General features: G+C 61.2%; 10 protein-coding genes. 5 read left to right on the plus strand and 5 right to left on the minus strand.

What is annotated here, in order from left to right; translation table 11 throughout:
• Together AC5E6N_RS20395 and AC5E6N_RS20400 are read left to right on the plus strand one after the other, a co-directional pair.
• Nucleotides 1–1,057 (plus strand): TIR domain-containing protein (locus AC5E6N_RS20395; RefSeq protein ID WP_491749534.1); only part of this gene is annotated, 1,057 nt, incomplete at its 5' end.
• A gap of 40 nt (nucleotides 1,058–1,097) precedes the next feature.
• Nucleotides 1,098–1,604 (plus strand): hypothetical protein, encoded by a 507-nt coding sequence (locus AC5E6N_RS20400; RefSeq protein WP_491749535.1) that lies wholly within the window; start codon nucleotides 1,098–1,100, stop codon nucleotides 1,602–1,604.
• Nucleotides 1,605–1,705: 101 nt separating this feature from the next.
• On the opposite strand, the gene AC5E6N_RS20405 is transcribed toward AC5E6N_RS20400, so the two are convergent.
• A complete protein-coding gene (locus tag AC5E6N_RS20405; RefSeq protein ID WP_491749536.1) occupies nucleotides 1,706–3,301 on the minus strand; it encodes a bifunctional aspartate transaminase/aspartate 4-decarboxylase in 1,596 nt (531 codons plus the stop codon).
• A gap of 12 nt (nucleotides 3,302–3,313) precedes the next feature.
• Nucleotides 3,314–5,029, minus strand: a complete 1,716-nt coding sequence (aspT, locus tag AC5E6N_RS20410) for an aspartate-alanine antiporter (RefSeq protein ID WP_491749537.1) — start codon at nucleotides 5,027–5,029, stop codon at nucleotides 3,314–3,316.
• Between the two features lie 342 nt (nucleotides 5,030–5,371).
• On the opposite strand from aspT, the gene AC5E6N_RS20415 reads away from it, so the two are divergent.
• Nucleotides 5,372–6,709, plus strand: a complete 1,338-nt coding sequence (locus tag AC5E6N_RS20415) for an adenylate/guanylate cyclase domain-containing protein (protein WP_491749538.1) — start codon at nucleotides 5,372–5,374, stop codon at nucleotides 6,707–6,709.
• Between the two features lie 12 nt (nucleotides 6,710–6,721).
• Here AC5E6N_RS20415 and AC5E6N_RS20420 read toward each other — a convergent pair whose 3' ends face one another.
• Together AC5E6N_RS20420 and AC5E6N_RS20425 are read right to left on the minus strand one after the other, a co-directional pair.
• Nucleotides 6,722–7,834 (minus strand): adenylate/guanylate cyclase domain-containing protein, encoded by a 1,113-nt coding sequence (locus AC5E6N_RS20420; protein WP_491749539.1) that lies wholly within the window; start codon nucleotides 7,832–7,834, stop codon nucleotides 6,722–6,724.
• A gap of 123 nt (nucleotides 7,835–7,957) precedes the next feature.
• Complete coding sequence (locus tag AC5E6N_RS20425; protein ID WP_491749540.1) at nucleotides 7,958–8,578, minus strand: ribonuclease D; 621 nt, start codon at nucleotides 8,576–8,578, stop codon at nucleotides 7,958–7,960.
• 197 nt (nucleotides 8,579–8,775) lie between these two features.
• Between AC5E6N_RS20425 and AC5E6N_RS20430 the strand changes: the two genes are divergently transcribed.
• The gene (locus tag AC5E6N_RS20430) at nucleotides 8,776–10,308 is read left to right on the plus strand and encodes a YifB family Mg chelatase-like AAA ATPase (RefSeq protein WP_491749541.1); all 1,533 of its coding nucleotides are present in this window, start codon (nucleotides 8,776–8,778) and stop codon (nucleotides 10,306–10,308) included.
• Between the two features lie 32 nt (nucleotides 10,309–10,340).
• Here AC5E6N_RS20430 and AC5E6N_RS20435 read toward each other — a convergent pair whose 3' ends face one another.
• Nucleotides 10,341–10,598 (minus strand): YjhX family toxin, encoded by a 258-nt coding sequence (locus tag AC5E6N_RS20435; RefSeq protein ID WP_491749542.1) that lies wholly within the window; start codon nucleotides 10,596–10,598, stop codon nucleotides 10,341–10,343.
• A gap of 4 nt (nucleotides 10,599–10,602) precedes the next feature.
• Between AC5E6N_RS20435 and AC5E6N_RS20440 the strand changes: the two genes are divergently transcribed.
• Complete coding sequence (locus tag AC5E6N_RS20440; protein WP_491749543.1) at nucleotides 10,603–10,803, plus strand: hypothetical protein; 201 nt, start codon at nucleotides 10,603–10,605, stop codon at nucleotides 10,801–10,803.
• Nucleotide 10,804 lies beyond the last annotated feature (1 nt).

Consider the following 10,804-nt stretch of genomic DNA (forward strand, 5'->3'; position numbering starts at 1 on the left):
CGACCGTCTGCACGTCCATCTTGCTAATCTTCAACGAGAAGGTGAGATCGAAACATGGTTCGACCGCGATATATTAGTGGGTGATGTTTTGGATGATGAAATCAGTCAAGAGCTGGAGGCTGCAGACATTTTTTTGCTGCTGATCAGTCCTGACTTTATTGCCTCCAATTATTGTGTTGAACGAGAAATGCAACGTGCCTTCGAACGGCACGAGGCAGGTGAGGCACGTGTTGTGCCGATCATCGTTGAACCGTGTGACTGGGCTGCGATGCCTCAATTGCGACGTTTAAAGGCGGTGCCTAGGGATGGCGTGCCGATTTCAGAATGGGCGAACGCGAACACTGCCTACCTCGATATTGTGCAGGAGATTCGTAGAATCCTCGATACCGGTGGGGTGGGTACTCCTGAGCCTGCCGATGAGGAACCCGCACCGACAGAATCACGACAAGGCATACCGCGATATCGGGTCCAACGTGATTTCGACGAGATCGACCGTGGCGAGTATCGAGATGCGGCATTCGCCACAATCAAGGATTACTTTCAGCGAGCTATCGGCGAGATAGATGTGGTTGACGGCCTGCGAGGTCGCTTTGTTGATCGAGGCGCGAACTCATTTGGAAGCACAGTGGTCAATCACGGTCGCCAGCACGGGACCGCACACATCACGGTGTACTGCCGAAACTCGGCATACGCTCTGGGAGATATTTACTATTCCTTCAATGAGAACGCTGGGGACAACACGGCGAACGGCGGCTTCGATGTCTCGTCAGACGAGTACGAGCAGTTCCTTGTCGTGACTATGGCGATGTTCGGGAACAAACCTGAGCGGCTGAACCCGGAGAAAGCCGCTGAATACTTGTGGAACGAGTTCATAGAACAAGCGGGAATCCTTATGCCTGAGCGCGTCCGCTTTCGTTGCAATAACTGCGGCCACCGATTTGAGGCAGAAGTGCTTGACGAAGAAGAGCGGCGCGAGGCCCGTCGCGAAAACCGACCTACCAACGCGGTCCATTGTCCTGAGTGTCGCCGTACCGATATCCGGAGGGGTTGGGATTAGAGGAGAGTATCGCGAACCAAGCTTTGGGGCGTTTAGAACTTTGGCGTTTACTGGCCACAAGACCCAACCTGGAGAGAAAAAATTGCTTTCGCCAAGCGAATTCACAGTCGGAAAAGTCGGAAATGTAAAGCCGCTTTGCTTGATTCTGCCGACCAACAAATACGAGGAAACAATGCTTGTTGGCCAATTCAACGAAGCGGCGGCGGCGGTATTTCTTTCTGGTAAACATAGGTCGCATTTCTTCGAAAGCCTCGGAAATGAAAGCTGGGGCGGCTTAATCATCCCAAATGTTCGAATTGAGGTAGATGAAACAAGCTGTGTTGACGCCTATCATGCTGGCGAACCGCCGCTGTTTGTGGTTAGAACTGACACAAGGCTTGTTTTGGTAGCGAAACGCGGAAACCCAATCGCGGGTTCAACCCAGATTGCCCTTCACGACAACTTGGTGTCCACGGGAGAATCTGAGGCAGCGTTTTCTAGGTGGCAGGTTGTTCTCGGAAAGGATGAAAACAAGCGTGTTATATGGTCATCGACAGGGACCGATTAGCTTGCTCGGGCGAATTATATCCGCCGACGCGGCAAAAGTCCGCAAACACGACCCAGGTTCGTCACACCAGCCCCAAAGACCACCCTCAAACCACACTCGCCCTAACCCTTCTCCTTCTCGAAATCCGCGTGCAGTTCGTCGAGCACCTTGCGGGTGAACGCGCCGATCTCGGAATATTCGGCTTCGGTCAGGTTGGCGAGCGAGACGCGGGCCGAGGCGTCGATCACCTCGAAGCCTTTGCCGGGCAGGAGGACGACGCCTGTCTCGCGCGCCAGGCGGAAGAGGAAATCCGTGCCCCGCTGGCCCTGCGAGAACCATTTGGCGAACGCGTCGCCGTAAAGCTCCGCCCCGAGTTTCTCAAGGTCGATCAGATAGTAGTAATTGACGTCGTTCGGCCCGGTTTGCGGATCGAGACCGATATTCTGGCACAGCGTGATAAAGCGGTGACGGATGAGATGTTTGGCGGCGGCCTTGTAGGTATCATTCAGATCCATCAGCCCGTGCAGCGCAAAGAGGGTCATCTGCAATTGCTGCGGTGTCGACGACCCGGCCGTGTGGTTGAGCGCCACCGCGCGGCTGTCGGCGACCAGCCGGTCGATGAAGCGCAGGCCCGCGACATCCGTCGTCAGCGAGGAATAGCGCTCGTCAAGCAGCGCCTTTTCCTTGTTGTCGAGCCCGGCAAGGGCCGCGTCGATGGCGTTGTCCTCATGCAGGCCGATCACGCCGAGCCGCCAGCCGGTCGCGCCGAAATATTTGGAGAATGAGTAGACGCACAGCGTGTTGTACGGACACATGGCGAACAGCGATACGAAATCATCCGCGAAGGTGCCGTACACATCGTCGGTCACGACGATCAGATCGCGGCGTTTGGTGTTGATGAGAGCCGCCAGTTTATCAAGACTGGAGCCGGACAGTTTGTAGGACGGCGGATTGCTCGGATTGACCAGGCAGAAGACCTTGATATCCGGGTCCTCAAGCCTGGCGATCTCCTCGTCGGGAAACTGCCATTCATTGTCCTCGTCCATGCGCACATCGACAATGTCCAGCGCGTAGTCCGGCAGCGGCGGTATTTCCAGATAAGGCGAGAATATGGGTGTTCCGAGCGCGATCTTGTCGCCGGGTGCGATCAGGCCGTTATTCTTGAGAGTCTGGAATATATAGGTCATGGCCGCCGTGCCGCCCTCGGTCGCAAACAGCGAGAAGGGGCCGCTCGACGGTTTTGGTCCGAACATTTCCTTGGCGATATAGGCGTGGACGATCTCCTCCGAATGCGTCAGCATGCGCGGCGGCACCGGATAGTTGCAGCCGAGGAAGGCGCCGACCATCTCGAAGAGGAAATCCTCCCGCTGCATTTCAAGCTGGTCGCGCACATAGGAAATCGAGGCGCGCAGGAAGGCGATGCCCTGGCAGTCGTCGAAGCGTGAGGCAAAGGATTCAAAGCGTTCCACCATGCCTTCCTTCTCCGGCAGTCCGCCGAAGCCGCTGTTGAGATAGGAATAGGACCGTTCGGCCTCCTGAAGTGCAAATTCGCCGAGGCGCAGAAAGGCGCGGCGCGGCTGCGTCGCCAGGAAATTCGGATTGCCGCGCCCGGCATTGAGCATGACACGCTGGGATTCGGTCTTTGCGACGGCAATGAGCTTGTCCTTGAGCTCGAAGGGGCTGAGCTCGGCAAAGGCGCTGAAATCTTCGTCCTGCATAAGGTGCTCCATTTAAGGCGAGGCGTTTTTGGTGATGATGCCGACGATCAGCGGCCCCCAGATCGTCAGGAAAACATTGGCGACGGCATAGGTGACGGTGAACGAGACCACCGGCGTCGCATTGCCGGCCTTGGCAAGCAGCGCCGCGAAGCCGGGATTGGCGCTGCGTCCGCCGACGACGCATGCCAGCGCCTCGATCGGGTTGCGGATGCGCAGCACATAGTAGGAGAAGAAAAAGATCACAATTTGCGGAATGATGGTGACGCCGACGCCCAGGAAGAACAGCGTCACGCCATATTGCTGCATGGTCGTCACCGCCTGCGGTCCGGCGGAGATGCCGACAATGGCGACAAAGACCGCAAGGCCGAAATCGCGCAGGAAATTCGACGCCCCCGACGGCAGGGCGGCGAATTGCGGATGGGTGCTGCGCAGCCAGCCGAACAAGAGCCCGGAGAGCAGGCAGCCGCCGCCGGTCCCGATCGTCACGGGGATGCCGGCGATCTTGAATTGGATCAGGCCCAAGAGGATGCCGATCGCCATGCCGAGGCCGAAGAAGACGAAATCGGTCACCGCCGCCGCGGAAATCCTGTAGCCGAGCAATCCCTGAACCCGGTCCAGATCCCTGGCGGCGCCGATGAACAGCAGTTCGTCGCCCCTGTGCAGCTCAAGCCCGTCAAGGTTGGGCAGGTCGCGGCCCATGCGTTTGGCGGCGATAAGGTAGACGCCGTGGCGGGTTCGTATGCCAAGCTCCTTGCGCATCGCGCCGATGGTCTTGCCGATGAATTGCGGGCGGGTCACGATGATCTCGCGATGTTCTTCCACCAGTTGGAAATGATCGGGCGCAACGGTTTCCGGTCCGAAATAGGGCGCCTTGTCCATCAACACGCCCACGACGCCGGTAACGGCAACCTTGTCACCCGGCTGCACCACCGTGTCGTCGCTGATGGCAAGGTTCTCGCCGTTGCGCAGAACCGCTTCGACGGCTGCATCATCCAGGTCCGTATCGATGGCGATGGCCGATTTGCCGGACGCCTTGCTGCCTTCGGTCACGTCATAAAGGCGCGTCGTCACCTTTCGAATGGCATTGAACTGGCCGGGTTCGAGCTGCGGGTTCCCGCCGGACATCTGCTTTGCAAGCTTGATGGCTTCCTGGCGGATGTCCCATTTCATGATCATGGGCAGGAACCAGGTCACGATGATGATCGGACCGAGATTGCCGAAGATGTAGCAGACCGCGTAGCCGACGGCGACATTGGTCTGCATCACCTTGATCTGCTCCGCCGTCACGCCGGCAAGTTTGGCGATGGCGTCCCCGGCGGTGCCGATGATGGCCGATTGTGTCAGCCCGCCTGCCGCAAGGCCGGCCGCCGTGCCGCGATCGAGGTCGAAGGCCCAGGCGCTGACAAGCACGCAGGTCAGGCCGACAAGGCACATGACGAAGGCCGAGACAAGCTGGTTCAGCGAGCGTTTGTTGAGCGAACGGAAGAACTGCGGTCCGCCCTGATAGCCCACCGCATAGATGAACATGGCGAAAAACACCGACTTCATCGCCGTATCGATATGAATGCCGAGCTGTCCGATGAGCACGCCGACGAGCAGCGAACCGGCAACGCCGCCGAGCACGAACTGGCCGATGGTCAGCTTGCCGACGACATAGCCGAGCGACACGGTGATAAACAAGGCCAGCAGCGGCGCTGCGTCGAACAGGCGATCGAGAAATTCCACCATTGCCAGCTCCAGCTGTCGGATATGTGCTGTATTCCCGCATCAATGTGTAACAGCAAGGCGCGTGGAAACAAGACGCGATTTTGATGCGCCGGCAGGGGGCCTTTGGCATGGCGCGCGATTTGAGCGTTGCGGTGCCGGCACAACGGGATCAATGTCATCCTGGGGCACGGCAAGGATGCGCAAATCCCGGTTCACCGGGGCCGCGCGCGTCCGTATCATCGAAATCAACCGCCTGACGTGCCGCGTGTATCGCCTTGTCCACCGCCCGATACGCCTTGAAATCGCGGGCCGTCGTACTTTTCTTTAAGTTTGCGGAACAGTCCGCAAATTGGGTGACGGAATATGGCTGAGGCAACAGCGCAGACAGGTCGCGCCGACGGCGATCTGACATTCAGGACGGAGGAGCTTGCGGGGCAGAAGCTCGCCCTGTGGGGGCGGATCCTCGCGCTCGCCGTCATCGCCGTTCTTTCGACAATACTGGCTCCGTGGCCCGGTCCGGTCTTCTACTATCCGCTGCTGTTGCTGTTCGTCGTCCTGGGGATCGGCGCCTATCGCGCCGAGAAGGCGCCCTGGCGCCGGGAATGGCACCGCTATGCATTTGTCTTCGCCGACTTTGCGCTGCTCTCCTTCGCGCTTCTTTACCCCAATCCGCTGATCCCCATCGACGTGCCGCCGCAATTCAGCCTCCGGTTCGGCAATTTCATCTACTTTTTTGTCCTGCTGGCGGGCCTGACCTACCTCTACCGCCCGGCACTCGTCCTGTGGGGCGGCATTTCCGCCGCCTTGAGCTGGTCGCTCGGTATTGCCATTCTCGCCAGCCTGCCCGGAGCGGTCGTCATGTCGCCGTCCGGCGAAGACAGGGAAGTGCTGTTGCAGGTGCTGGCCGATCCTTCGTTCATCGACCTCGGCGTAAGACTTCAGGAGGTGATCGTCCTTTTGTTGACCGCTTGCATGCTGGCGCTGGCGGTTTCCCGCTCGCGATCCATTGCATTGCGTCAGGCGGCGCTTGCGAGCGAGAGGACAAACCTGGCGCGATATTTCCCGCGCAAGACCGTCGATTTGCTCGCCACCCGCACCAACCCCCTGTCCCAGCCGCGTGAACACCGGGCCGCGGTGCTTTTTGCCGATCTGATTTCCTTCACCAACTGGGCGGAAGACCGCCCCGCCCAGGAAACCATCGGCGTGCTGCGCCAGATTCACGAATTGCTGTGCGATACCGTCTTCCGCCACGATGGAACGCTCGACAAATTCATCGGTGACGGCCTGATGGCGACCTTCGGAACACCGGAGCCGACGCAGCGCGATGCGGTCAATGCGCTGACCGCCGCCGTCGAAATGGCCGATGTTTTCAGGCTGTGGAAAGAGGCCAAAGAAGGAACCGACGCCGGCGAGCTGGAACTGGCGATCGGCGTTCACTACGGGCCGATCGTCATCGGCGACATCGGAACAAGCCGGCGCATGGAGTTTGCCGTCCTCGGCGATACGGTCAATGTCGCAAGCCGCCTCGAGCAGGCCAATCGCGAGATCGGCTGTCATTGCATCGTCAGCACCGCGCTCGTGGAGGCGGCCGAAGCCGAAAGCCCGACGGAAACGGCGGCCGCCCTGGCACGGCTGCGCCGGCACGGACCGATCACCCTGCGCGGCCGCAGCACGTCAACCGAGGTGCTGATGCTTGAATAGCCTCATCTCGCTCTAAAAGCGCCAGATCGTCTGCTCGCCTTCAAATCCCTTGAGCTCCGCCGTGCCGGCGACCTCGCAGCGCCGCGGGACATGACGGGCAAGCGCGCCGGAAAGGACATTGTCGCAATCAAGGTCCGCCGCTGCCGACAACAGCCGCGCCGTGTAGTTGACCGGCGGTCCGATGGCGGTGAAGTCGAGCCTGTCGCCGCCGCCGATATTGCCGTAATGGAAGGTTCCGCAGTGAAGCGCCGTGCGAAACCAAACGGCATCTCCGACCGGGCTTTCGCAAAGGGCCTCCATTCCCTCTTTGACCGCGTCCATCGCCGCGCCGGTCATCGCGGCAAGGCCCGCCTCGTCCTCGTAGGGAAAGATCGCGAAGAAACCGTCGCCCATGAATTTGAGGATTTCGCCGCCCCGCGCCGTCACCGGCGGCACGAGCCGGTCGAACGTGTCGTTGAGGAGGGCGACAAGCTCCGGGCCGGCCTTTTCGTTTGAAAGCCGGGTGAAGTCCTTCAGATCCACAAACAGGATGACGGCGGTGATTTCCTCCCCGTCGCCACGATGGACCTTGCCGTCGCGGATGAGCGTGCCGCTGTTGCGGCCCACATAGGTCGACAGGAGCACCGCCGCGTTGAACCGCAGCATATAGGTTTCCGTCAGCCGGGCGAGCGGCGCGTTGATGCGCCGCAGGGTCTCCAGATCCCCGTCGCTGAAACCGCCCTTCTGCGCCGATGACCAGGTGCACACATTGGTCTCGCCGGTGGTGTAGATCAGTGGTTGTGCCAGATAGTCGGTAAAACCCTGCTCGCGCAGTTCGCCGACGATGATGTAGTCCTCCGGGCAATCCGGCCGTTCCAGATGCCGCCTGATGGTGACCTGTTTTTCGACCACCCGGGGCAGGGGGTTGGACGTGTAGATCTCCTGATCGAAAGTGCGGAGTTGCGCATGGGCGATGTCGACGCCCTGGCCTTTGATCCAGCGGAACCGGCTGCCCAGAAGGTTGGGATGCAGCGTGTAAATGAACAGGACGAAACGGTCTATGCCCACGCCGAGGCCGACAAGCCCGTCGCATATCCCGGTGATGATCTCACGTGCATCGGCGCTCGGCCGTGCGCCATCGATCATCCAGTCCGTCAGGGCCTCGACCGTCGCAAATCGCGGCTTGCCCTTCTTCTGACTGTCTTTGCTGGCGGCACCCTGCTTCCTCCGCTTCAGCGGCCGGTCATGATCCGCAGTATACGGTCCAGCTCAGCTGTGGGCAAAGATATCGGTTTCGTCCCAGCCGATCAGATCGAGCCGCGCCCGGGTCGGCAGGAATTTGAAACAGGCCTCTGCATGCTTGACCCGCCCGTCCCGTTCCAGCCGCTCGCTCAGCCGGTCGCGCAGGGCGTGAAGGTAAAGCACGTCCGATGCGGCATATTCCAGCTGCGCCTCGCTGAGTTCGTCCGCGCCCCAGTCGGAGGACTGCTGCTGTTTCGAGATATCGATATCGAGCAGCTCGCGCAGATTGTCCTTCAGACCGTGCCGGTCCGTATAGGTCCGGGTCAGCCGCGAGGCGATCTTGGTGCAGAAAACCGGCTCGCAGGCAATATTGAGCGCATGGTGGAGGACGGCGATGTCAAATCGCCCGAAGTGGAAGATCTTGGTTTTCTTCCGGTCTTTGAGCAGCGCGGCCAGAACCGGCGCCCTCTTTTGCCCCTTGGCAATCTGGATCACATCCGCCGTGCCGTCGCCCGGCGACAGCTGCACGACGCACAGCCGGTCGCGATGCGGCTTCAGGCCCAGCGTTTCGGTATCGATGGCGATGTCGCCCCGATAACGCGCGGCGTCCGTTTCGCTGATGTCGCCCTTGTGAAGCCGGATCGTCATGAATGGTCCCCGTTCCCTCGATTCCAGAAGCGCCCGCTGGCGGGCGCGTGTCCGACATATCCTCTTAGCGGTTGCCCGTCCAGCCGCAAGTCCGGCTTCGGTCAATGATCGATGAACGACATGTTCTATTTTTGTTCTTGTTGATGCCTTGGCGATCGTGTATGACGTTCTGCAGCCGAAACGTGCAGGAGAGGCAGATGGTATCGCGCGTAAGCACGGTCTCTTTTCAGGGCATCAGCGCCGTCCCGATCGACGTCCAGGTCATGGTGGCGCCCGGCAAGGTTGGCATGAATATCGTCGGCCTGCCCGACAAGGCGGTTGCCGAAAGCCGCGAGCGCGTCCAGGCGGCGCTGCACGCGTCGGGCCTGTCGCTGCCGGCCAAGAAGGTCACGGTCAATCTGGCGCCCGCCGATCTGCCCAAGGAAGGCAGCCATTTCGACCTGCCCATCGCGCTCGGCCTCATGGCGGCGCTGGGCGCGATCCCCGCCGATGCGCTTTCCGGCTATGTGGTGTTGGGCGAACTCTCGCTCGACGGAACCATCGCCGCGGTGGCCGGTGCATTGCCTGCGGCGATTGGGGCCAATTCGGTGGGCAAGGGTCTCATATGCCCCTCGGGCTGCGGCCCGGAGGCCGCCTGGGCAAGCGCCGATCTCGACATTCTCGCCCCGCGCAGCCTCATTGCCATGGCCAATCACTTCAAGGGAACGCAGGTGCTTTCGCGCCCCGAGCCGGCCGTGCGCGGCGCGCCCGACGATCTGCCCGACCTTGCCGATATCAAGGGCCAGGAAATGGCGCGGCGCGCCCTGGAGGTCGCCGCGGCCGGCGCGCATAACCTCTTGATGTCCGGTCCGCCCGGCTCGGGAAAATCCATGCTGGCGGCCCGGCTGCCGTCGATCCTGCCGCCGCTTGCGCCGGCCGAGCTGCTTGAGGTCTCGATGATCCATTCGATTGCCGGCCTTTTGACCGGCGGCGAGCTGTCGGACCGGCGGCCCTACCGCGCCCCGCACCATTCCGCCTCGATGGCCGCCATGGTCGGCGGTGGCGTCAGGGCCAAGCCCGGTGAGGTCTCGCTCGCCCACAACGGCGTTCTGTTCCTCGACGAGTTTCCCGAATTCACGCCACAGGTGCTCGATTCGCTGCGCCAGCCGCTCGAAGGCGGCGAATGCGTCATCGCCCGCGCCAACCATCATGTGAGCTACCCGGCGCGCATCCAGCTTGTCGCCGCGATGAATCCCTGCCGCTGCGGCATGGCCGGCGAGCCCGGCCATGTCTGTGCCAGAGGCCCGCGCTGTCAGGCGGATTATCAGGCCCGTATCTCGGGTCCGCTGCTCGACAGGATCGATCTGAGGATTGCCGTGCCGGCGGTCACCGCGACCGATCTCATCCGGCCCGGCGCCAGCGAGACGAGCGCCGATGTCGCCAGGCGCGTGGCGCTGGCACGCGCGCGCCAGACCGAGCGTTTCAGCGCGCTCGCCATGCCGCAGATCACGTCCAATGCGCTTTGTCCCACCTCGCTGATCGAGACGGTCGCAAAGCCTGATGCGCCGGCGGCAAGCCTGCTGCAGGACGCCGCCGAGCAGATGAAATTCTCCGCCCGCGCCTATCATCGTATCCTGAAAGTGGCGCGCACGCTCGCCGACCTCGAGGACACGGGCGATATCGGCCGCATGCACATCGCCGAGGCGATCTCCTACCGCCTGCCGGGCGACGGCATGGCAGCCGCAGCGTGAGAAGCGCCGCCGGAAACCGGCGACGCTTGTCATTATCGATTGTCAGCCTGCGAGCGGACGCGCCGCAATCCCAACCGGGTGATCGTGTACGGCCCGCCGCCCTTCGAGGCGATCAGCCGGCGACGTTTGAGCTTTCTGAAAAGCTCCAGCGAACAGCCGCGCCAATACCAGCCGTCGCGCGTGACGCAGGAATTGTCGACGATGCGGCCCCGTTCATCCTTTTCGACAAGGATATGGCCGCCTTGAGCAAGCAGGTGAAGCACCCGCTGCTCGGGTCTGGAAATGTCCATTGGATTGTCCGAAATCTATGCGCAAAAAAACCGCCGCGGCATCGCCATCGGCAGTGTTCTGATTGTCGCCCGGTCTTGCCTGACCGGGCTTTACCGGGCCTCTTCTCGTCCGCGCATAAAGACTCCGTTTTTGATGGCGCTTAGCCCGGACTTCTCACCGCGTGGTCTGATTGGATTATTTGTTGTTCAGTGCTGTGGGTTTTGAG

This window comes from Hoeflea sp., assembly GCF_984452065.1.